This is a genomic window from Pedobacter miscanthi (assembly GCF_003315595.1).
GTDB lineage: Bacteria > Bacteroidota > Bacteroidia > Sphingobacteriales > Sphingobacteriaceae > Pedobacter > Pedobacter miscanthi.
In genome coordinates this window covers 1-26389 of the sequence record NZ_QNQU01000002.1, presented here as the reverse complement: position 1 = coordinate 26389, position 26389 = coordinate 1, and the positions used below count along the sequence as shown (strand labels likewise).

Genomic DNA, 26389 nt, shown 5'->3' with positions numbered 1-26389 from the left:
TCATCAGAATATTTAAACGGTTTTACTTAAAATGATGCAGATAGAGATCGGCCGGAGAAAAATCGGTTTGAGTTTTTTAGATAATGGCAGTGCAGAAGTACTGCTTTGGGCGCCCTTTGCTTCCATGGTTGCGCTTGTAGGCGATCAACTGCCTGCCCAGGTGATTATGGAACGTGCAGGATATGGGTATTGGTTTACAAATATCGATCAGCTAAAAATTGGTGATAGTTATGGTTTTGAAATCTGGAATGAGGCGAAAAAGGAAACAGATAAATCATCCTCTTCAAAACTAATCAGGACAGATCCGGCAGCGCTGTTTTTAAAAGATGGTATAGGTGCCTATGCAACAGCTTTTGATCCGCTGGATTTCAATTGGTCGGATCAGAACTGGAAAGGAATCCACCGGAAAGATTATATTATTTACGAATTGCACACCGGAACCTTTACCGGGGCAGGAGATCTCCGGGCCATCGAAGATAAACTGGATTATTTAATAGCACTGGGAATTACCGCTATAGAACTCATGCCTCTCGCTCAGTTTCCGGGCGATAGAAACTGGGGGTACGATGGTGTATATCCGTTTGCTGTACAAAATAGTTACGGCGGCCCAAAGGCCTTACAGCATTTAGTTAATGCCTGCCATAACAAGGGACTGGCTGTAATACTGGATGTTGTATATAATCACATTGGCCCTGAAGGGAATTACTTTGGTGATTTTGGTCCGTATTTTACCGATAAATACCTTACTCCCTGGGGGCAGGCGATAAATTATGATGATGCCGGTTCAGATGCGGTACGTCATTATTTTATCGAAAATGCACTGATGTGGTTCCGTGATTTCCATATCGATGCATTGAGGCTTGATGCGGTACATGCCATTAAAGACTTTGGTGCTGTCCACATCCTTGCTGAAATCAAAAGGTATACCGGCGAACTTTCACTATTAACAGGCAGGCATTATCACCTTTTTGCTGAACTTGACCTGAATGATAACCGTTATATCAATCCAAAAAATGCAGGTGGCTATGGCCTCGACGGGCAATGGATAGATGAATTTCACCATGCCTTGCGTGTAGCGGCAGGACAGGAGAAACAGGGTTACTACAGCGATTTTAACGGCGTGGGGCACCTGGCAAAATCTTATGAGCGCGCTTATGTTTACGATGGGCAGTATTCTCCCCACCGCGATAAAACCTTTGGTATACCGGCAGAAGGAAACCCCGGAGAACAGTTTATTGTTTTTTCCCAGAACCACGATCAGGTAGGTAACCGTATGCTGGGCGAACGTACCAGCACATTGGTGAGCAACGAAATGTTAAAACTGCTTGCAGGAGCTGTATTTTGCAGCCCCTTTGTGCCGCTGATTTTTATGGGGGAGGAATACGGGGAAAAGCATCCTTTCCGTTTTTTTATCAGCCATACAGATCCCAAGCTTGTCGATGCGGTTAGAAAAGGACGGAAAGCCGAATTTGCAGCATTCCACCATTCAGAAGATACCCCGGATCCACAGGATGAAAAAACTTTTTTGGGTTCGAAGCTGGATTGGGAAAGTATCAATGAACAAGGGCATCAATTGCTGCTGGCCTACTATAAGGCATTAATTGCTTTGCGGAAAACGCATCCAGTACTTTCCGCTTTAGATCGTGGCCAGGTTAAAGCCATTGCCCTGCCTGTACAAAACTGTATAATGCTCTGTCGGGGGCATGGCGAACAACACATCATGGTACTTATGAATTTTTCCGCTCAGAAACAGAAACTTCGTCCTCCAATCGGCTGCGCGTGGAGTAACATACTCGATTCTTCCTCCATACAATGGGGAGGGCCATCAACAAACCAAAATGAAATTTCTGCCGATGGAATCATTGGTATTAAACCTGAATCAATCTTAATTTTTAGCGGCAAAAATGTATAAACCTAATTCTACCTACCGGATCCAGTTTAACCGGGAATTTAACTTTAAATCCTTTGAAAAGATCATCCCATACCTTAAAAGTCTGGGTGTTGATACGATATATGCTTCGCCAATCTTTAAGGCTGCTCCTGGCAGTACCCATGGTTATGATGTAACCGATCCGCTCAGCATTAATCCTGAAATAGGTACCGAAAAACAGCTTTTTGCCATAAGTAAAAAATTAAAGGCATTAGAGATTAGCTGGCTCCAGGATATTGTTCCCAACCACATGGCTTTCCTTCCCGAAAACAGCTGGTTGATGGACGTACTGAAATATGGTGAGAAATCAGCCTATTCTGCATTTTTTGATATCGATTTTACTGAAAAATTAATGGTGCCTTTTCTGGGTGATGATCTTGAAAAGGCCATATCGGCCCGTGCCATACAGTTAAAAAAAACAGGTGAAAAATATTTCCTGGATTTTGGTGGAAACAGCTGGCCGGTAAATGATCCGGGTCAGCGCTTTCTGAAAAACAACAAGATCGGCAGGGTAAGTAACGATACTGCTTTACTAACTGAACTGGTAGATCTCCAGTATTACCGGCCTTGCAACTGGCAGGAAACCGAATCCAGGATCAATTACAGGCGGTTTTTTACAGTAAACAGTTTAATCTGCCTGAATATCCAGGTCCCTGAAGTTTTTGACGCCTATCATGCCTACATTTTAGAACTTGTAGAAAAAGGTATATTTCAGGGTTTAAGGATCGATCACGTGGACGGGCTTTTTGATCCCGAAGTTTATCTGCAAAGACTAAGGTCAGCCGTAAGCGATGAAGTATATATTACCGTGGAGAAAATACTGGCAGAAAAAGAGCAGCTGCCTTTATCCTGGGCAGTACAGGGCACTACCGGATACGATTTTCTTGCCATCAGCAATAACCTTTTCACCAATAAATCTGCACAAAAACCTTTTGACAGGCTCTATCAGGAGGTAACCGGTAAAAAGCCAGACGTTAAACTGATGGTGCATGAAAAGAAAACCGCTATTTTATACCACCACATGCAGGGTGAACTGGATAATCTGTTCAATCTCCTGATAAACCTGGAACCGGTAAATAAAAAAAACGTACATGATATTGGAGCTGAAAATCTAAAAAAAGCCTTAGGTGAAATGCTTATCCAGATGCCGGTTTACCGTTATTACGATTATGAATTTCCTTTATCTGCTGATAACCGGCAAAAAATAGTACAGTTATTGCACCCGGTTATTCTTCAGCCCGCGTTGGCTGATGCCGGCAGGTTGCTGGAAGAACTGTTTATAACCAGCCCGGGAAAAAATAACGCCAAAGCGAATAAGAAAATATCGCAGTTTTACCAGCGCTGTATGCAGTTTACGGGGCCGCTGATGGCCAAAGGCGTTGAAGATACGCTCATGTTTACCTATAACCGTTTTATCGGACATAATGAGGTAGGAGATGCTGCCGGAGCCTTTGGCATGAGCATTGGAGAGTTTCATAACCGCATGTTGGAAAGACAGCAATACTGGCCGCTATCGATCAACGCAAGCGCCACCCATGATACCAAAAAAGGAGAAGACGTAAGGGCACGTTTAAACGTACTAACGGATATTCCACATCAGTGGACTGCCACAGTAAAGAATATGATGGATTGGATTGCCGGCATTCAGGATCAGAATCCATCTTTCAAATGGTTGCACAAAAACGATATTTATCTTATCATTCAAACGATTTTAGGCACATTGCCAATGCCAGGGGAAGACTGGGATGATATTGGTAAACGTTTGGGAGAATACCTAGAAAAAGCCTTGAGGGAGGCCAAAAAACGTTCAGACTGGGCAGAACCGGATGAAGATTATGAAACTAAGGTGAAAGATTTTGCCCTTTTACTGATCAATCCAGAAAGTGCTGGTTATCAGATTATTTCATCACTACTGGCGAAGATAGCCGATTTTGCGGTTATAAACAGTCTTTCACAGTTAATGCTGAAGTTTACTTGTCCGGGCATACCCGATGTTTACCAGGGATGCGAAATGTGGGATTTGAGCCTGGTTGATCCCGACAACCGCAGGCCGGTAGATTTTCAAAAAAGAGAAACTCTGCTTGGAGAATTGGAAGGGTTAAATCCTAAAAAACTCTGGAGCGATCGTTACAGCGGTAAAATCAAACTTTGGCTCAGCCATCTGTTGATGAAAATCAGACGTGATAACCAGCAGCTTTTCGAAAAAGGGGAATATGTACCCTTAAAGGTGAAAGGTAAATACCATAAAAATGTGATTGCCTTTGCCAGAAAACTTGAAGGCCAGTGTATCCTGGTTGCCGTTCCGCTGGGGATGGCAGGTTTAACAGATGTTATCGCCGGGGAGCCTTTTAACTGGCTGGATACGGAGATTATTCTGCCTAAAGAGCTACCCCTAAGGTGGCAGGATTTACTTTGGGGAAAACCTGCGGCTAAAGATGTCCTTACCAAAGGAATCAGGATTAACCAGCTCTTTACACAGGTTCCGATTGCGGTTATTGCCCTTTCTGAGAAAAAACAGGAAAGGTCAGCCGGTATATTAATGCACATTACCTCCCTTCCTTCGTCATTCGGAATAGGGGATTTGGGCTCCGGAGCCAGAGATTTTATCGGTTTTCTGGCAGATGCCAGGCAACGCTACTGGCAGATTTTACCCCTAAACCCAACCAGTGCAGCCACCGGGCATTCTCCATATTCAAGCAGTTCTGCTTTGGCAGGCAATACCTTGCTGATCAGTCCCGAAGGTCTTTTTCAGTATGATCTTATCACGGCAGATGAATTGGAAAATGCCAAACTTGCGATAACTGACCGGATTGATTTCCCTGCTGTCGAAAAAACAAAAACTGAACTCCTGCAACTGGCCTACAATCGTTTCCGGAAAATGCCGGGGCAAGAGCTAGCAGACCGCTATAAAAAATTCTGTGAACATGAAAATTACTGGCTGGAAGATTTTGCATTGTACACCGCGTTAAAGATTAGCCATCAAAATACGGAGTGGTATAACTGGCCGAAAGAGTACCGCAACAGGGAGCAAAATAAGCTACATTCATTTTCAAAGATCAATGCCGGCAGGATTGATGAAATCAAATGGCAGCAATTCATTTTTTACAGGCAGTGGACCAACTTAAAGCAGTATGCCGGGGATAATGGTATTGAGATCATAGGGGATCTTCCGTTTTATGTAGACCGCGATTCAGTTGAAGTTTGGATGCACCCTGAATTGTTTAAACTTGATAATGAACTCAACTCTGAAAAAGTTGCAGGGGTTCCGCCCGATTATTTTAACGACAAAGGCCAGCTCTGGGGCATGCCGGTTTTTAACTGGGAAAAAATGAAACTTGATGGTTTTAGCTGGTGGAACAAAAGACTGAAGAAAAATATCGAACTTTTTGACCTGATCCGCCTGGATCATTTCAGGGCTTTCGCTTCCTTTTGGGAGGTTGATGCCGGTGATGAAGATGCCAGTGGGGGTGTTTGGGTAAATGGCCCGGGTGAGGATTTTTTCCGGTCGGTTGAAGAAGCGCTCGGTCCGCTGCCTTTTATCGCTGAAGACCTGGGTGAAATTTCCGACAAGGTGGAATCACTCCGAAAGGAATTTAAATTTCCCGGAATGAAAGTGCTGCAGTTCGCCTTCGGTAACGACCTGTTGGCTTCACCCAATATCCCGCATAATTTCGAAGATAACAATTGCGTGGTATACAGTGGTACACATGATAATAATACCGTTAAGGGCTGGTACGAAAATGAGCTTGATCCTGAGGGAAAAAAGCGATTGAGCCTATATGCAGGGCCGGGGCTTACTGGTAAAAATGTTCATGAGTTTATGGCTCAGTTGGTTTATTCTTCTGTGGCCAAAATAGCCATTTTGCCTGTTCAGGATGTGCTGGGGCTTGATGAAAAAACAAGAATGAATATCCCGGGCAGCTCATCCCATAACTGGCTATGGCGCCTGGAAGAAAATAAACTGAATGAGGATAATTGCAAATGGCTTAGAATGCAAACGGAAATCTTTGGAAGGAGTATTTAGGAACAGCATACTATTCCCATATTTCTCCGGAGGGATTTACCCGGTATTGCGGAGGAGGCTTCAACCAGGTTAAATCCGGTATTATTTGGTTCTGATTCATTTAGCTTAAAATTAACAAAACTTAATGGCCGGATTCACGGTTCTATCAGTAGCAATACCTTAACAGAACATACCATGACAAAAAATGAAACCGGCAGTAATCCAAAATTTGCTGCCCAAACTTCATTACAGGAATCTCCTGCAATGAAAGAACTATTTAAAGACGCTATTTCAGATCTTTACTGGGCAGAAAACCATCTGGTAAAATCCCTTCCTAAAATGATATCTGCCGCAACCTCGCCGGCCTTAAAGAAAGGGATCCAGTCGCATTTAGCAGAAACTGAAGTGCATGTATCAAGACTGGAGCAGGTATTTGATCTGCTTGGTGAAAAGGCAATAGCAAAAAAATGCGATGCTATGGAAGGATTAACCAAAGAAGCCGAAGGGATTGTAGAAGGAACTCCGCCGGGCACTGCAACCAGGGATGTGGGCATTATTCTGGCCTCACAAAAAGTAGAACATTATGAGATTGCAAGTTATGGAGGGTTACATCAATTGGCCCTTACCCTTGGCCTGGATGAAGTTGCAGCACTGTTGGAACAGACCTTAGGAGAAGAGAAAAAAGCAGATCAGACTTTAAGCGAAGTGGCAGAAAAAGACATTAATTATAAAGCAGCACAAGAGGCTTAAATCAAAAAACATGGCTAAGCAAAATCCAAAATCAAAAACAGCTCCTGTTCAGCAGCAAACCGGTAAAACAGATCAACTCGAAAACTTTGTAGCCGATGCTGCCGGTCAGTTTATGACTACAAACCATGGAGTAAAGATAAACGATGACCAGAATTCATTAAAAGCAGGCGAAAGGGGAGCAACGCTCCTGGAGGATTTTATCCTTCGCGAAAAGATCACTCATTTTGACCATGAAAGAATTCCTGAGCGTATTGTACATGCCAGGGGATCTGCTGCGCACGGCGTATTTAAGGTATATGAAGATATGTCTGAACTTACCCGCGCTGCATTTTTATGCGATCCAGGCTCAGAAACACCAGTTTTTGTGCGCTTTTCGACCGTGGCAGGATCAAGGGGATCTACAGATCTTGCCCGCGATGTACGCGGATTTGCAGTGAAATTTTATACCCAGGAAGGTAATTTTGACCTGGTAGGAAATAACATGCCTGTATTTTTTATCCAGGATGCCATAAAATTCCCTGATCTTATCCACGCCGTAAAGCCCGAACCTGATAACGAAATGCCTCAGGCAGCCTCAGCCCACGACACTTTCTGGGATTTTATATCGCAGTTGCCTGAATCTGCACACATGATTATGTGGGCAATGAGCGATCGTGCACTGCCACGCAGCTACCGGATGATGGAAGGCTTCGGGGTGCATACTTTCCGTTTTGTAAATGCCAAAGGTGAATCGAATTTTGTTAAATTCCACTGGAAACCCCTGTTGGGTGTGCATGCAGTAGCATGGGATGAAGCACAGAACATATCGGGCAAGGATCCTGATTTTCACAGGCGCGATCTTTGGGATGCCATTGAAGCGGGAGCATTCCCCGAATGGGAGCTGGGTGTACAGATTGTACCGGAATCAGACGAATTTAAATTTGAATTTGATATTCTGGATCCTACAAAACTCATCCCTGAAGAATTGGTACCAGTACAGCGAATCGGTAAAATGACGCTGAACAGAAATCCTGATAACTTTTTTGCAGAAACTGAGCAGGTAGCTTTTCACGTAGGGCATGTTGTGCCGGGGATAGATTTTACCAACGATCCGCTATTGCAGGGAAGGCTGTTCTCATATACCGATACACAATTGATCCGCCTTGGTGGACCCAATTTTCATGAAATCCCAATTAACCGCCCTGTGGTTCCGGTGCATAATAACCAGCGCGACGGTTATATGCGCCAGACAATTAACCGGGGAAAAACCAGTTATGGCCCGAATGCGATTGCCGGCAATGATCCCGCGCAGGTGAAAGCCGCTGATGGTGGATTTACCAGTTATAACGAACGGATTGATGCAAAAAAAATCAGGGCGAGAAGCAGAAGCTTTTTCGACCATTTTTCACAAGCCCGCCTGTTTTTCAATTCTCAAAGCGATCCGGAGAAAAACCACATTATTGATGCCCTTAGTTTTGAACTGGGTAAGGTAAAAGCAGTGCCCATCCGAGAGCGTATGCTTGCTGTTCTGGCCAATATCGACAAAAGCCTTGCCGGTGAAGTTGCATTTGCACTGGGGCTGCATATTCCGGATGTACCATTGGCAGAGTTGAACAACAGTATTCCGGCTGATGGTAAAAGGGAGGATTATGCTTCAGCAAATCCAGAAGGTAGCCTGGCCACATCAGAGGCCCTTAGCATGGCAGGAACGATTAAAGATACCATAAAAACGCGCAAAATAGCCATTCTGGCTGCCGATGGTGTGGATGAAAAATCTTTGAGCAAAGTTAAAGATGCCCTGGTTGCAGATGGGGCAGTGGTGCACATTATTGCACCTAAACTGGGCGAAATTATTTCAAAAGGTGATAAGAAAATTGTGCCTGATGAGAGTTTTCTCACGGCAGCATCCGTATTGTATGATGCTGTTTACGTGCCTGGTGGTACAAATTCGGTGGCAGCAGTTGAGGCTGAAGCCAATGCTTTACATTTTTTAAATGAAGCCTTTAAACATTGCAAGGCCATTGCTGCAGATGAAGAAGCTGTTCAGGTGCTCGAATCAACCTACTTTTACAAAAAACTGCCTGCAGAATATTCGAGGGAAACAGTTTTAAGAGAAGGTGTGATCGTATCTGCTGATGTAGAGGAACTAACTGCATTGTTTAAAGAAATGATTGCACTCCACAGATTCTGGGACAGGGAAAACCCTAGAAAAATTCCGGCTTAGTTTAAAAATATAGTGATGGGGTATTTCATTGCTCCATCACTTTAATCCCATAGCTTATGATAACGGATGAAAATGAAAACAACCTGATTCCAGTACAACATGAGGGAAGCAGGATGGATGTTGTTGAAAAAAGAAGCGGTGAAACGAAGGAAGAAGCTGCCAATATATTTAAGCGTGCCTGTGAGCGTTTAATGAATGTAAACGATTGGGGAGAACTGGCCGGTTTATCAGCCTTTCAGCTTATCGATTCCTCAGGCGTAAGGGTTAACAGAGAGGTAAAGGAAGGGGATTATATCCGTATCGATATCCCGGGGCCAGGAACAGTGGCAGGGATGGGCTATGATTGGGTGCGGGTAGAAGAGATAAAAAGTGTGGAGGAAAACGGCAACAGCTTGCTTGGAATGAGGGTTCGGCCTTGTGCCCATCCGGTTTCGGATAGTCAGGAAGCCGCACATTTTTTAAAAGATGCCGCTACCTCTACATTCATCATCAGACTTAACGGCTCAGAAGTAAGCGCCGAAGAGCACGGACGCAACGAAATAGCCAATACAGATGCGGAAAAGCTACTGGATAAAGGCCGGAATTTTATGGTAGGCGTTGCTGCAAAATTAGGCTTGTCTTACCCGCAATGGAAGAGCCTTGTTAAAGCTTTTTTATCAGATTAAGATCCAATAGCTTGAGTAAGGATTTGACCACCAGCTTCATTGCCCTGCAATGCCGCATAATCAAGCGCAGTTTGGCCTCGTTGATCAGTGAGTGTAACATCCGCGCCACTATCAATCAACAGGGATAAAACCTCATTTCTTCCAAACATTGCTGCAAACATCAAGGCTGTGCCGCCATTACCATGTTTAAGGTCGAGGCTGGCTCCACTCTCAATAAGCAGTTTTGCTATATCGCTATAACCCTTAAAGGCAGCTCCCATCAGTGCCGTATTTCCTCCGTAATCTGCTGCATTTATATTTGCCCCTGCTGCTATCAATAGTTTGGCAGCTTCATACTGATTGTTGTAACAGGCGATAATCAGTGGGGTATATCCCTTCTCATCTGTATAATCAAGATCGGCATTTCTGAGGATAAGTTCTTGCAATACTTCAATTTCGCCTTTACGGGCAGCGGGAATAATTAACAGGTTGATGTTTTCCATATCGTTATAACTGCACTTAGTATAAAAAAGTTTCGTCACGGTCTTAATTATCTCACTTGTTTTATTTCCGGGCAGGGATAAACAATTTCATATTTTTTATAAAACTATTTATCCCTAACTCATGTTAAATTTTACGTCCGCCTTATTTTAAGGTTGGGAAGAAAAAGTAAAAATATATGAAGAACCAGAATATAAATTCGATACAAGACCAAAGTGATTATTACCGCTCGAATTTTATCGGATCCCAGAGAAGTAATTTGATCGGGGACCACACGATGACCTTTATCGTTAAAGACGATACTGATCTACTTTTGTTTGCCAACGCGGCCAAGCTAGTATGGGAATCCGTTGGCGATTATCCATCTGATTTTACAGGAATTGTGCGTACCTCTACCGGCAATGCCTTTGCAACCTTTAAATACGAAGGTGCATTAAACTTTACAACTACTGAACATTAATATCACCTGTTCGTTCACGCTGCAAAATGATGCTGGCGATATATTGTTTTCAAGTAAACAACTGCTAGCCGGCAATGGTGCCGATAATCAGCAATAACTCAAATCGAAGTAGTAGTTTTTTTCGAATTTTTAATGTAGAATTGAAAGCAACAGTTGTTAGTAAGACTAAAAACTGGCTTTTTATACTATTCAGCGGCCATTTTTAACGTATTTCAGGTTTTAGGCAGCATAAAATCTGCTTTCAAACGGCTTAAAAGCAATCCGGCTACTTACAAACCAACCTAATCCCCACATGCAAAAATTGCCGGTTTTGCCGGATTTTAAATTCTCACTGGAACCCTCCAATCAACTACTGATCAAATTAAGCTGGCAAGTTAATCACGATTTACTTTTACCCTTGGCAATATCCAGCGATTTTAATATTTACTGAACGCTAACCGCAGTATCTCCTATAAAAGAAACTTTCCGGGGCACCAACTCCACCCACTAAAGCATAAAAGGCATCGGCACGGCTATTTTATTGGATAGCCCATAAATTTATGCTCATAAAATTCTACCGACAGATTATGGTCAGCCATCTATCGTAAATGCCATTCTATCGACAGCTCCTATAATGTTAATCAAGGGTAGCGTAATTTTGTGTTTTATGTGTAAATGTATGATTCGCACTACGGATTCAGTATTGGTTTTTTTGCTTAATGCAGTAAAAAAACACAACGAAAAATGATCATCCGTAACGCCATCATTCGCATGCCTAAAAGATCATTCATTATCAGAAATATTAAATAACCCAAACTGATTATAAGGAAATACTTGTCTACTATTCAAGGTCAGGATTTGCAGGTATTACATACGATATTAATTAAATCAAATATGATTAAACTTTTACCTCCAGGTTTTTTCCCAGATCATAATATTGCCGCCGTAAAAATAATGAAAGGGTATTTTGCCTTTTCTGTGGCTAACGGTCTTTGCATAAGTATTTCCTTTCCTAAAATTTACCGCGCTTAACCATGAAAAAAGGACTACTAATTTTAGCAATTATCAGTTTATTTTTTGCGGTAAATGTTTTTGGCCAGGCGGCACGCTACCTGATTAATCCGGGTTTTGAAATTCCATTTATAACTTGTACTGATGGTCCATCATGGAATGTTTTACCACAGACACAAGTAACTGGCTGGTTTAGCAATGATAACGCAACAAGGGGAAAAGTAGAATGTGGAAGGGGAACCGGAAGCCTTACCAATGCGATCGAAATATGGCTAAGTGACTATTCAGGTGTTAAGTCACATTCGGGGCGGCAACTGGCTGAGGTTAATGCTTGGGTATCAGCCGGCCTTTATCAGGAACTTTGTCTGCTGCCTAACGAAACCGTTACCTTTAGCATATGGCACCGGAAAACTATTGATGATAAGAATGTAGAGCGGTTGCGCATCGAACTGATTGATCCGGCTTCCGGGGCAACCATAGGTACGGCTTCATCCACCCACGATGCAGAATATGGTAAATGGTTATTGTATAGCGGAACAGTAACCAATAATGGCGTGCAGGGTACGCGCAGGCTCGGTGTGTTTGGTGCAAGATTAAACGCACAGGGCACAACCGCAGGTCTCGGTCAGGATTTAGGCAACCTGATCGATGATGCCGATGTTGATTTAAAACCCCTGGCCGATGTGCGCCGCTTTACCTCGCAGGCCATTACAGAGGGCAGCCCAACAAACGGCAGTACCAATTTAGAATTATTCATTAGTGGAAATTTAAAAAGCGAGGCGACTGTTACCATCTCTAAAACTGGCGGTGCTGCACGCTATGGCATCGATTATACCATTGGTACCCCTACGAGGGGTAGCATAAGTGTTGATCAGGATGATAATATTACCCTAACATTGCCGGCCGGAGATTATGATATAAGTACGGCCACCGGAAGTACTGCCGGTCGTATAAGCATCCCCTTTACAGCATTGGCAGATAATGTACCGGAAGGAGCAGGCGAAAACGTTACTTACACAATTACCAATACCACAGGTGGTGGGGCCGGTAACCCAAACCTTGATATGGCTTACAATATAGGTGGTTATAGTGCGGGCTGTTCAGTAGTGGTAGGCAAGGCATCCTTTGATATTGTGGAAAGTCCTGTTGTTTTATCAGGCACTTTATTTAATGATGCCGATGGCCTTAAAGATGGTGCGGTTAATGGTGTTAGTACTAACATCGCTAACCAGATGTTTGTTAAATTGGTTAGCGGTACAACGGTTGTTGCCTCGAAAGCCATTTCGGCAAGTGGTATATTTTCTTTTAATGCCACAGAGGTGCCAAATGGTACCTATTCGCTCCGTATAGGCACCACAACTAATAGCAGCACGTCGCTGCCCGTTAATAGTACCGGCAACTGGATATTTACCGGAGAAGGGCTCACCACAGGAGGGGATGGAACACCTGATGGTATGATAAACGGGGTTATCATAAACAGTAACACGGTTGTTCAAAATGCTAATTTTGGTGCCGAACGGTTGCCCCTAACCAATAATGTTACTGCAGCTCCGCGAAGTAATCCCGGAGGTACGCTAAAGGTACAGGTACCAACCCTGAATGGTTATGATGATGAGGATTATTATTTCTTTCAAAGCCCCAACAATTTAACAGGTACCGATATCATTATTAACAGTTTGCCAACTGCCGCAATGGGAGTACTGTATTATGACGGTATTGCAGTAACGGTAAACCAGGTAATTCGTGCTTACGAACCTACATTGTTGCTGTTCGACCCCGCGAACGGCGCGCTTACTGCAACATTTACCTTCAGTTACCGCGATAGGGCATTAATGCCGAGCGCTTCACCCGGTACAGTTACCATGCCCTTTACCGATCTTGTTTTAAGCGGAACAACTTATAACGATGCCGATGGCGGAACCATTTTTGGTACCGCCACCAATACCATAGGAACCAATACTTTATATGCCAACCTGGTATCCAACGCTGGTTTGGTTGTAAAAAGCGCTGCTGTTTCGCCTTCAGGTACCTACAGTTTTGGTACTGCCGATGGGGTTACGGCCAATACTACTTTTGTTATTGCAGTTTCTAACGGTGTACAGGCAATAGGCAGTACAGTAAATGTTACTTTGGCCAATGCGGCCAATACCGCAGAAGGCAGCAGTGCAAGCGGTGATGGTACACCCGATGGAAAAACAAGCATATCAGTGCTTGCTGCGAACATTGCGGGGATTAATTTCGGAATAGACCAGAAACCCTCGGCTAATAATACAAGTGCTACATTTACTACCCCTGCAGGTACAAATACTGTTGCGGTACCAACATTAACAGGCTCCGACCCGGAAGATGGCGCTTATAACGGCACGAGTAACAGTAATACCATAAAAATAGTTACACTGCCTGGAACCGGTACATTATTTTATAATGCCATTGCGGTAACCGCCGGACAAACCATTGTGAATTATAACCCTGCATTATTAAGATACGACCCACCGGGTGCAGGTACTTTTACATTTACCTTCAGCGAAGTTGACAAAGCAGCGGTAAGTAGTAATGCGGCTACCGTTTCTATGACTTTTAACGCATTGCCCGATGCTGTTAATGATATGGTGAGCACCAACGAGGATGTAACATTTAACGGCAATGTAAGCACCAATGATGTACAGAGTGCAGACGGAGGCAATTTATTTACCAAAGAAACCAACCCGGTTAATGGAACAGTTGTGTTTAATGCAGACGGAACCTTTACCTATACCCCAAATGCAAATTATTTCGGGTCTGATAGTTTTACGTATAAGTTGTGCGATGCAAACAACGATTGCGATATTGCTACCGTATCAATTACGGTGGTTTCCGTTAACGATCTTCCGGTAGCTACAGCCGACAATGCCTCGGGTAATGAAGATACGCCCATAACAGGCAATGTTGCAACCAATGATATATTAAGTGGTGATGGTGGAAACGTTTGGGCTTTGGTGGGTACCAATGGTGGTGCCGCTAAAGGTACGGTAAGCTTTAATGCGGATGGAACCTATACTTATACACCGGCAGCAAATTTTAACGGTACAGATGCTTTTACCTATCGCTTGTGCGACGCAAACAATGATTGCGTAACCGCAACAGTAAGCATTACCGTTAATCCGGTTAATGATGCGCCGCAAGCATCAGATATTACCAATACAGCAACCTTAAAAAGTGCTGCGGGTCCAAAAACCATCGATCCGCTAACCGCAACAGATATTGATGGCACCATTTCCTCATACAAAATACTTACTATTCCTACTGCTGCTCAGGGAACACTTACCCTGGCAGATAATACACCGGTAACAGCAGGTCAGACTTTAACACCTGCCCAGGCAGCTGGTTTAAAATTTAATCCAAATACGCTGTTCAACGGCAATGCAACTTTTTCTTTTGCAGCTATTGATAATTCGGGAGCCAGTTCGAATACGGCAAACTATACCATTCCTGTTTCTGTAACGGATACCGATAAAGATGGTGTACCTGATGGCATCGATCTGGACGACGACAACGATGGCATTCCGGATACGGTTGAAGGGACCGGCGATTTCGATCGTGACGGCATTCCGAATTACCTCGATGTTGATGCTGATAATGATGGTATTGTTGATGCCATCGAATCAGACGGCAACCCGAATAACGATCCCAATAAAGATGGCCGTTATGGTATTGGTGCATTTGTAGATGCGAATGGAAATGGCCTGCAAGACGCAGTAGACCCTGCTGCAGGTGGTACAGCAATAGTAATCGGAGATAAAGACAAAGATGGAAAACCAAACTATTTAGACCTTGATTCTGACGCGGATGGCATACCTGATAATTTTGAATCGGTATTTTTCATACCCGATAGCGAGAATGATGGTTTCATCGGCACCGGGCAGATAACCGATGCTGACGGAGATGGACTTTCAGACCTTAATGATCCTGATTTTGTAGTTATCAATCCCAACTTTAATGTTGATAGGGATGGCGATGGCTTATCAAATTACCTCGACATTGATGCCGATAACGACGGTATTGTGGATAATGTTGAAGGTTTGGCAACTGCAAATTATGTGGCGCCAAAAGGCTTAGATACCGATGGTGATGGAATCGATAACGCCTATGATGTAAATAATGGTGGCATTGCTTCTGGTTATTCTAACGTAGATGGGGGCGAAGCTGCTGATTATGTAGATGGCGATGCCGATAACGATGGCTTCCGCGATTGGCTTGAAAATAATGTAGAGAGTCCGCTTGAAGTGGATAATTTTAATAACCGCACCGGCGCTGCGGGGCCTGATGGTTTTATGGACCTTACACCCGACAGTGATGGCGACGGTTTGCAGGATATTTTTGATCTTGATAATGGAAATAACAGTCCGATTGGATATGCCACAAACGCGGGTCAGAAACCAACTGATATGCCGGCTACACAAAGCACCGGCGGAGAGCGTGACTGGCGTTCAACAGTTGATTACGATAAAGATGGTGTGCCCGATGGCCTTGATTTAGATGATGATAATGATGGTATTTTAGATACCGTAGATGGCATGCAGGATACAGCCGGTATAGATGGTTTACCAAACTACCACGATCTGGATTCGGATGGCGATGGTGTTCCGGATGTGATTGAAGCAGGTGGTTCAGACCCTGATAATAACGGTTTACCGGGTATTGGTTTAATCGGCCCGAATGATGTGGATGCCAACGGTGTACCAAAGCTGGCAAATGGTGGTTATAGTCCGCCTGATACCGATGGAGATGGTTTTCCTAATTTCCTCGACCTGGATTCGGATAATGATGGTATTAATGATGTAATAGAAAACCGCGGTACGGATGCCGATGGTGATGGAAAGGTAGGCTCAGGTGCAATTAACGATTTTGATAATGATGGAATAGCAGATGTTGCCGATGATTACAATAACCTTACAGGCTCTCTGGCAGGTCAGCCTTCCGGAACGCCGGTAACAGTAAAAGATAATGATAACGATGGTATTCCGAATTATCTCGATCTGGATTCGGATAACGACGGTATAAAAGACCAGCTAGAAGGTGCCGGCGATACAGATGGCGACGGGATTCCGAATTTCCTTGATCTTGATTCAGATGGCGATGGCATTCCAGATAATATTGAAGCGCAAAGCACTGCCGGTTATATTGCCCCGTCGGGTGTTGATGCCAACCGCGACGGTTTGGATGATGCCTATGGTCCGAATGGTATCACGCCGGTAAATACCGATGGTACAGACCAGCCTGATTACCTCGATCTTGATTCAGACAACGACAACGATAGTGATACACTCGAAGCCTATGATACCGATAACAATGGCGTGGCCAATGTGGTAGCGCTTGGCAGCGATGCCGACAAAGATGGTTTGGACGATGCTTTTGATAATAATGATTCGGCCTATAATCCAACCAATGCCCAAACTCCAGATTCGTTTCCTAATCTGGATACCCCTGCAACACCAGAAAGGGACTGGCGGGAAGATTACAATATTGCTCCTGTAGCAACGGTTCCTGCAGCCATTGCCCTGGTAGAGGATACACCAAAGGCACTGTCGGGTATAAGCTTTGCCGATGCCGACGCAGGTAACCTGAATGTAGTGGTTACCATCAGCGTTCCGGCAGGGCAGGGTACTTTAACCGCCACTGCCGAGCCGGGTATTGCCATTACGGGTACAGGTAGTAATGCAATTATCCTTACAGGTAGTACCAGTTCCATTAACGCATTTATAGCTGCTTCCAAGGTTACCTATGCGCCTGCAGAAAATGCAAACGGCACCGTAACGTTAACCGTAAGTATTAACGATCAGGGCAATACAGGTGGCCCGGCTTTAACGGATACCAAAACTTCAAACCTAAATATCCAGTCGGTAAATGACTTGCCAACTGTTGCCGATATATCCAAAAACGGAACAGAAGATAATAATGTGCCTTTTACAACGGCTGATTTCAATAGCAAGTTTAGCGACTTAGATGGTACATTGGCTAAAATAAAAATATTGAGTTTGCCAACAGCGGCTCAGGGTTTCTTAAAATTAAACAATGTTAATGTAACCGTAGGACAAGAAATCTCGTCTGCAGATTTGGCTAATCTCGTTTTTGTGCCTGCACCAAACTTTAATGGCAATGTGAGCTTCGGTTACAACGGTAGCGATGGGGTTGATTATGCTATTACACCAGCCAATGTAAATATTACCATTGCTTCAATAAATGATAATCCGGTTGTTGCGGCAGTAGCAGAAGCAGGAACAGAAGATGTTACCCTCAATTTTGCGCCGGGCGATTTTACCAGTAATTTTACTGATGCTGATGGCGATGCACTGGCCAAAATCCAGATCATAAGCCTTCCGCCAGCTAATCAGGGTGTATTAAAACTGAATGGTGTTGACATCCTTGCCGGACAGGAAATTTCGGCTGCCAATCTGGCCAATATAACATTTGTACCAGCACCAAATTTCAACGGTCCGGTTACCTTTAAATGGAACGGCAGCGATGGCACGGCTTATGCCACAACACCGAACAATATAAATATTACCATTGCATCGGTTAACGATCTGCCAACCGTTACCAATATTAATTTAACCACCTCTGAAGATGTGAACCTGCAGTTTGCACCAGGAAACTTTACCAGTAATTTTACCGATACCGAAGGCGATGCCCTGGCAAAAATACAGGTACAGGATCTTCCCGACCCAGATCAGGGTAGGTTATTGATTAACGGAGCACCGGTAAGCGCAGGGCAGGAGATTAATGTAGCCGATTTAGGCAAACTGGTATTTGCTCCTGAACCAAATTTTAATGGTAACGTTAACTTTAAATGGAGTGGTTCTGATGGAACCGGTTACAGCAATCAGGCTGATGTAAACATTACAGTTACTCCGGTTAATGATCAGCCGGTAATTACTGATATTGCCAAATCAGGAAATGAAGATACTGTTATTCCATTTACGGCTGCCGATTTCAGTAGTCAATTTACCGATGTAGATAATAACAGTTTAAGCAAGATCCAGATCGTAAGCTTACCAGCAGCCAATCAGGGTATATTAAAGCTGAATGGTGTTGACATCGTTGCCGGACAGGAAATTGTGACGGCCGATCTTGCAAATATTACTTTTGTTCCTGCACCAAACTTTAATGGTAATGCCAGCTTTAAATGGAATGGTTCTGATGGTTCAGCCTATGCAACAGCGGCAAACGTTAACATCAGCATTCTCCCTGTAAACGACAACCCGGTTGCAGTTAACGATTTAGCCACAACCAACGAAGATGTTACCCTTATCCGTACAGCCGGCAATGGCCTGTTAAGTAATGATAGCGATGTTGATGCAGGAAATAACCTGAATATTATTGGTTTTACCTATCCGGGCATAACAGGTACTCCGGCCATTGGCAGTCCTTTTACAATTCCGGGCGTAGGTAGTATTACCATTAACGCTGATGGTAGTTACACTTTTGAGCCTTTAGCCAATTACAGCAGTTCTGTTCCGGTAATTACCTATACTGTTAGCGATGGTAACGGAGGCACCGCAACAGGTACTTTAACTATTGGTATCACCCCGGTTAATGATGCCCCTGTAGCCAGCAATGATACCAATACCTCAGGTGAAGATGTTATTTTGGACGTAACAGCAGCTAATGGTTTATTGGCTAACGATACCGATGTTGATGCCGGTACAACCCTGCTGATTACTAGTTATACCATTGCAGGTATTTCGGGTACACAGAATGTGGGCGCTCCGGTATCTATTCCTGGAGTTGGACTTCTTACCATCAATAACAATGGTAGCTACAGATTTGAACCGGCAGCGAATTACAATGGCGCTGTTCCGGTAATTACCTATACCTTAAGCGATGGCAACGGTGGTACAGCCAATGCAACTTTAAGCTTGAATATTACACCAGTAAATGACAACCCGGTAACTGTTAATGATGTAGCTACCACCAGTGAAGATGTTGCAATAACCCGCCTGGCTTCCAATGGTTTGTTAAGCAATGATACTGATGTTGATAATGGTAATATTTTAACCATTACAGGTTTTACTTATCCTGGTATTACAGGCACACCGGTAATGGGTAGTCCTTTTACCGTGCCCGGGGTAGGTAGCATCACCATTAATGCAGATGGCAGCTACAGTTTTACACCAGCTAGTAATTACAATGGGGCTGTACCGGTATTTACCTATACCATTAGCGATGGCAACGGCGGAACCGCAACAGGCACATTAACCATCAACATTACAGCGGTAAATGATGCTCCTGTAGCAAATAATGATAGCAATAATACTCCTGAAGATGTTATTTTGAATGTAACCGCAGGTAATGGCTTATTGGCAAATGATACTGATGTTGATGCGGGTACGACTTTAACCGTTACCGGCTACACTATTGCAGGAATTGCAGCCACGCAGCCTGTCGGCACTCCGGTGTTGATTGCAGGTGTAGGCACGCTCACCATCAATGCTGATGGCAGTTACAGGTTCGAACCGCAGGCCAATTATAACGGTGCTGTTCCGGTATTAACCTACACCATAAGCGATGGCAACGGTGGTACATCCAGTGCAAATTTAAGCCTAAATGTTACGGCGGTAAATGATAATCCGGTAGCAGTTAATGATGTGGCCATCATAAACGAGGATGCCATACTTAACCGCACAGCCGCTAACGGACTCTTATCTAACGATAGTGATGTTGATGCGGGTACCATTTTAACCGTTACAGGGTTTACCTATCCCGGCATAACAGGTACTCCGGTTATTGGCAGTCCTTTTACTATTCCAGGTGCAGGCAATATTACCATTAATGCAGATGGTAGTTATACTTTTACACCAGTTACCGATTACGATGGGCCTGTTCCGGTAATTACATACACAGTTGCTGATGGTAGTGGCGGTACTGCAACAGCTACTTTAACCATCAGCATTGTACCTCAAAATGATCCGCCGGTAGTTTCGAATATTACAAAGACGGGGGCGGAGGATGTTTCGGTTAATTTCACTGCTGCCGACTTTACAGGAAAATTCAGTGATGCCGAAAACAATGCCCTTAGCAAAATAAAAATCATAAGCTTGCCGGGCAATGGCTTGCTTAAATTAAACGGCGTGAACATTACGGTTGATCAGGAAATCAATGCAACCGATCTGGCAAACATCACTTTTATACCTAATCCGGATTTTAATGGCACCGCTACTTTTAAATGGAACGGTTCTGACGGTAGCGTATATGCTGGTACACCTGCTGACGTAGTAATCAACATTAATCCGGTAAATGATATACCGGTTGCCGGTAACGACGTGGCCAGTATGATACAGAACAGTGGCACGTTAACCGGAAACACACCAGGTTTATTGGCCAACGATACTGATATAGACCTGAATACCCTGAGCATTACAGCTTATACAGTAAGTGGCTCGGCTATTACACCTGTTGTGGGTACGCCATTTACTATACCTGGAGTAGGCGATATTACCATCAATGCCAGCGGAAGTTACGCTTTTACACCTCTGGCTACTTTTAGCGGCAATGTTCCTACCATAACTTATACCGTAAGCGATGGCAATGGCGGTTCAGCTAATGCGAATTTTAATATTACAGTACTTTCTAATAACCAGGCTCCGGTTGCTGGCAACGATATCAACAGCATGGCTGAAGATGGTGTGCCGGTTTCGGCCAGTTTATTAGGCAATGATTCTGACCCGGATAATGATCCGATTTCCATAACCAGATATAGTATTGATGGTATAAACGGCGATCAGAATGTGGGTGTTCCGGTATTGATCCCGAATGTGGGTACCATTACCATCAATGCCAATGGAAACTATACTTTTGCACCCGAACCTAACTACAATGGCACGGTTCCAACAATAACCTACACCCTTGCAGATAACCCGACCATCAGGTTTTCAGGTGCCACTCCGGCTGAAACCAGTGCTACACTTAAAATTACTGTAAACCCGGTAAACGATCCTCCGGTAGTAAATAATGATACTGAAACGATAACTGAAGATTCGCCTGGCATTACCAAAAATGCAGCCAATGGCTTGTTGGTTAATGATAGTGATGTAGATGCAGGTACAACTTTAACCATTGCAGATTATAGTGTTGCAGGCATTGCGGGTACACCGGTACTTGGAACACCATTTACTATTCCTGATGTTGGCCAGATCACCATCAATGCTGATGGTAGTTATGCCTTTACTGCAGTAGCCAATTATAATGGTAGTGTTCCTGTGATTACTTTTAATGTGAGCGACGGTACTGCCACAACCAGTGGTACACTTACCATTACGGTAACGCCTGTTAACGATGCACCAGTTGTTTCAAATATTGCGAAAACCGGAACAGAAGATGTAACCGTAATCTTTGCTCCAGCTGATTTTACTAGCAAATTCAGCGATGTGGATGCAGGCAATACATTGGCCCAGATAGAGGTTGTTACCTTGCCTGCCAGTGGAAAATTGTTTTTAAACGGCAACCCGGTTGCAATAGGTCAGCAGATTAATGCAGCGGATCTGGGCAACATCACTTTTGTTCCTGATGCCAACTTTAATGGTACTGTTTCCTTTAAATGGAATGGTTCGGATGGCTCTGTTTATGCGGGCGTTGCGGCTGATGTAACCATAACCATCGATCCTGTAAACGATCTTCCGGTAATAAACAGCGAAAACGAAACCATCGCCGAAGATGCTGCGGGCATTACCAAAACCGCTGCAAATGGTTTATTGGCGAATGATAGTGATGCAGATGCCGGTACAACCTTAACCATAACAGGTTATAGCGTTGCCGGTATTCCGGGTACACCATCAATGGGTGTACCATTCAATATTCCAGGTGTAGGCGAGATCAGCATTAATGCCGATGGTAGCTATACATTTAAACCAGCGGCTGATTACAACGGTACCGTTCCGGTAATGACTTATACGGTTAGCGATGGTACAGTTACAACCAATGGTACACTGGCCATTACGGTAACTCCGGTTAATGATGCGCCTGTAGTAGCCAATATTTCGAAAACAGGAACTGAAGATGCAACTGTAACTTTTAGTCCGACTGATTTTACCAGTAAATTCAGCGATGTGGACGCAGGCAGTACATTGGCCCAAATAGAGGTTGTTACTTTACCAGCTAATGGAAAACTGCTTTTAAACGGCAATCCGGTTACAGCAGGGCAGCAGATTAATGCAGCTGATCTTGGCAACATCACTTTTGTGCCTGATGCCAATTTTAATGGTACTATTTCCTTTAAATGGAACGGCTCTGATGGTTCGGCTTATGCTGGCACTGCGGCCGATGTAAGCATCACTATTACTCCCGTTAATGATCAGCCGATAGTAAACAGTGAAACCGAAACCATTGCCGAAGATGCTCCTGGTATTACCAAAACCGCCATAAATGGTTTATTGGCGAATGATAGTGATGTAGATGCCGGAACTACCTTAACCATAATAGGTTATAGCGTTGCCGGTATTCCGGGTACACCATCAGTGGGTGCACCGTTCAACATTCCAGGTGTAGGCGAGATCAGCATCAATGCCGATGGTAGCTATACTTTTAAACCAACTACCAATTACAACGGAACCGTTCCACTGATTACCTATGTCGTTAGTGATGGTACCACCACAACCAATGGTACACTAGCCATTACTGTAAATCCGGTTAATGATGCGCCTGTGGCTGTTGATGATATGGCAACGGTAACTGAAGATGATAACTTAACCGTAACATTGGCCAATGGTTTATTGAGCAACGATACTGATGCCGATACTGGCACAATACTCAGCGTAACAGGTTTTACTTATCCAGGCATTACAGGCACCCCAATTATAGGTATGCCCTTTGCCATTACAGGTGTTGGTACAATTACCATCAATGCTGACGGGAGTTATGTTTTTGTCCCAAATGCCAATTATAGTGGATCAGTACCGGTAATTACCTATACCATCAGCGATGGCAGTTTAACGGCTTCTGCAAAACTCAGCATCAGTATCAATGCGGTTAACGACTTGCCGGTTGCTGTAAATGATGTGGGAACAGTAACAGAAGATGTTGTGTTGAATGTTGCTGCGGGAGCAGGCTTATTAAGCAACGATACTGATGCCGATCAAAATACGTTAATCATTTCCGGTTACACAGTAGCCGGTATAACCACAACGCCTGTAATGGGAACGCCATTTGAGGTGTTGAATGCTGCCGGCCAAAAAACAGGATCGATAACCATCAATGCTAATGGTAGTTATAGCTTTAGTCCGGAATTAAATTACAACGGGCCGGTTCCTGTAATTACCTATACCATTAGTGATGGAAACGGCGGAACAGCAACTGCAACATTAACGCTAGGGATAACTGCTGTGAATGACGCACCAACAGCACAAAATGATGCAGGAAAAACAAATGAAGACAATGCATTAACGGTAACTGCATCAACCGGTTTGCTGGCCAATGATACTGATACCGATGGTGATGCACTTACCATAACAGGTTATGCCATTGCGGGTATGACAGGAAATCAGACGCTGAACACTGATGTAAACATATTGGGTGCTGGGGGCGTAAATGTGGGCACGATCAACATCAAAGCAGATGGCAGTTATACTTTTACCACGAGTGCCAACTATAATGGTCCGGTTCCGGTAATTACCTACACCATCGCTGATGGTAAGGGCGCCACTGCCTTGGCTACATTGGCCATTAGTATTACCCCGGTTAACGATGTGCCTGTTGCAACAGCGATCCCGCCGGATATCAATACCCCGGAAGATACCCCTTTAAACGGATTGATTGGAGCGAGTGATGCCGATGGCGACATATTGACTTATACTTTGAATACAGCTCCTCAAAATGGAACTGTAAAACTGAATACCGACGGAACTTATACTTTTGTGCCAAATTCAAATTTCAACGGTACAGATAGTTTTACGGTTACAGTGAGTGATGGTAATGGTGGAACTGTTAATGTTGTTATCCCTATTACGGTAACTCCTGAAAACGACAATCCAACCGCCAGTTCGCCACCAATTACTACTAATGAGGATACACCAGTTAACGGTATGGTTACGGCAAGTGATGTAGATGGTGATGCATTGACTTATGTGCTGTCTACAGCTCCGGCTCACGGACAGGTAACTCTTAATCCGGATGGCTCTTATACCTATGTACCTGCGCTGAACTATAACGGACCTGATAGTTTTACAATAACTGTAAGCGATGGCAATGGGGGAACAGCGATTGTCAATATTCCAGTAACTGTTACTCCGGTTAATGATGCTCCTGATTTTAATGCGGTTCCGGTATCAATCAGTACCCCTGAAGATACATCTGTTAAAGGTAAAATTGATGCAACAGATGTTGATGGTGATGTATTAAAATTCGTGGTTAGTACCCCTCCGGCACATGGTATGCTTACCTTTAATCCTGATGGAACGTATACTTATGCTCCCGATCAGAATTATAACGGACCAGATGGTTTTATTGTTGATATAACCGATCAGAAGGGTGGTGTAACTACAGTTACTATTCCAATAACGGTAACTCCTGTTAATGATGTGCCGGTTGCCACTTCACCAGCTGTTTCCACTACTGAAGATACCCCTAGAACAGGTAAAATTACAGCTACTGATGCAGATGGGGATGCGCTCGGCTATACGATAACCACGCAGCCTGCACACGGATCCGTGGTGGTTAATCCCGATGGAACCTACAGCTATTCTCCGGCATTAAACTATAATGGCCCTGATAATTTTACCGTAACAGTAAACGATGGAAAAGGCGGAACAACTACTGTTACAGTACCGATAACGGTAACACCTGTTAATGATGTTCCTGTAGCCAGTGCTCCATCTATTACTACACCAGAAGATACTCCAAAAAATGGAAGCATTACCGCATCTGATGTTGATGGCAATATGTTAAGCTATGTAGTAACTTCACAACCGCTACATGGTAAAGTAATCGTAAATGCCAACGGTACATATACTTATACCCCTGATGCAAATTATAACGGTACAGATAGCTTTACAGTAACTGTAGATGATGGTAATGGGGGCACAGCAACGGTAACCGTTCCGGTAACCATTACTCCTGTAAATGATGTGCCAGTTGCGACAGCTCCGGCCATAACCACCAGCGAAGATACCCCCGTTAGCAGCACCATTACCGCATCAGATGTTGATGGTGATGTGCTTAGCTATGCGGTAACAACTGCTCCGGCACATGGTGCTTTGGTTATGAACCCTGATGGCACTTATACCTATACACCAGAGCCAAACTATAATGGCGATGATACTTTTACCGTAACCGTAAGTGATGGCAAAGGTGGTACCGCAACGGTGACCGTTCCGGTAACCATTACTCCTGTAAATGATGTGCCAGTTGCAACAGCTCCAGCCATTACCACCAGCGAAGATACCCCGGTTAACGGCATTATCACCGCATCAGATATTGATGGCGATGCGCTTACATTCGCGGTAACAACAGCCCCGGCTCATGGTACTATGGTCATTAATCCTGATGGCACTTATACCTATACACCAGAACCAAACTATAATGGTAATGATACTTTTACTGTAACCGTAAGCGATGGTAAAGGAGGCACGGCAACGGTAACCATTCCTGTAACAGTAACTCCGGTAAATGATGCACCAATTGCAACTGCTCCGGCCATTACCACCAGCGAGGATACGCCGTTTAACGGCAGTATCACTGCATCAGATATTGATGGTGATGCGCTTAGCTACGCGGTAACAACTGCTCCGGCACATGGTACCGTGGTCATTAATGCTGATGGCACTTATATTTATACACCAGAGCCAAACTATAATGGTAATGATACTTTTACCGTAACCGTAAGCGATGGCAAAGGAGGCACGGCAACGGTAACCATCCCTGTAACAGTAACTCCGGTAAA

General features: G+C 44.0%; 8 protein-coding genes. 7 read left to right on the top strand and 1 reads right to left on the bottom strand.

Features of this window, described 5'->3' with window-relative positions; translation table 11 throughout:
* Window positions 1–31 precede the first annotated feature (31 nt).
* The 5 genes from treZ to DRW42_RS02160 all read left to right on the top strand — a co-directional run bounded on the left by treZ (window position 32) and on the right by DRW42_RS02160 (window position 9551).
* On the top strand, window positions 32–1912 hold the full coding sequence (treZ, locus tag DRW42_RS02180; RefSeq protein WP_113947208.1) for a malto-oligosyltrehalose trehalohydrolase: 1881 nt from the start codon (window positions 32–34) through the stop codon (window positions 1910–1912).
* Window positions 1905–5954: a malto-oligosyltrehalose synthase gene (gene treY, locus DRW42_RS02175; RefSeq protein WP_113947207.1), complete on the top strand. Its 4050-nt coding sequence runs from the start codon at window positions 1905–1907 to the stop codon at window positions 5952–5954. The genes treZ and treY overlap by 8 nt, the downstream gene beginning before the upstream one ends.
* A 174-nt stretch (window positions 5955–6128) precedes the next feature.
* The gene (locus DRW42_RS02170; protein WP_113947206.1) at window positions 6129–6683 is read left to right on the top strand and encodes a YciE/YciF ferroxidase family protein; all 555 of its coding nucleotides are present in this window, start codon (window positions 6129–6131) and stop codon (window positions 6681–6683) included.
* Window positions 6684–6693: 10 nt separating this feature from the next.
* On the top strand, window positions 6694–8886 hold the full coding sequence (locus DRW42_RS02165; RefSeq protein ID WP_113947205.1) for a catalase: 2193 nt from the start codon (window positions 6694–6696) through the stop codon (window positions 8884–8886).
* Window positions 8887–8942: 56 nt separating this feature from the next.
* Window positions 8943–9551 carry a hypothetical protein gene (locus DRW42_RS02160; RefSeq protein WP_113947204.1) on the top strand — a complete coding sequence of 203 codons (609 nt, stop codon included), beginning with the start codon at window positions 8943–8945 and terminating at the stop codon, window positions 9549–9551.
* Here DRW42_RS02160 and DRW42_RS02155 read toward each other — a convergent pair.
* Window positions 9548–10033 (bottom strand): ankyrin repeat domain-containing protein, encoded by a 486-nt coding sequence (locus tag DRW42_RS02155; protein WP_113947203.1) that lies wholly within the window; start codon window positions 10031–10033, stop codon window positions 9548–9550. The genes DRW42_RS02160 and DRW42_RS02155 overlap by 4 nt on opposite strands.
* A 176-nt stretch (window positions 10034–10209) precedes the next feature.
* Here DRW42_RS02155 and DRW42_RS28555 point away from each other — a divergent pair, with 176 nt between their 5' ends.
* The gene (locus DRW42_RS28555) at window positions 10210–10491 is read left to right on the top strand and encodes a hypothetical protein (RefSeq protein ID WP_147243651.1); all 282 of its coding nucleotides are present in this window, start codon (window positions 10210–10212) and stop codon (window positions 10489–10491) included.
* Window positions 10492–11504: 1013 nt separating this feature from the next.
* Window positions 11505–26389, top strand: a 14885-nt coding sequence (locus DRW42_RS02145; RefSeq protein WP_113947201.1) for a tandem-95 repeat protein, incomplete at its 3' end; no start/stop codon positions are given.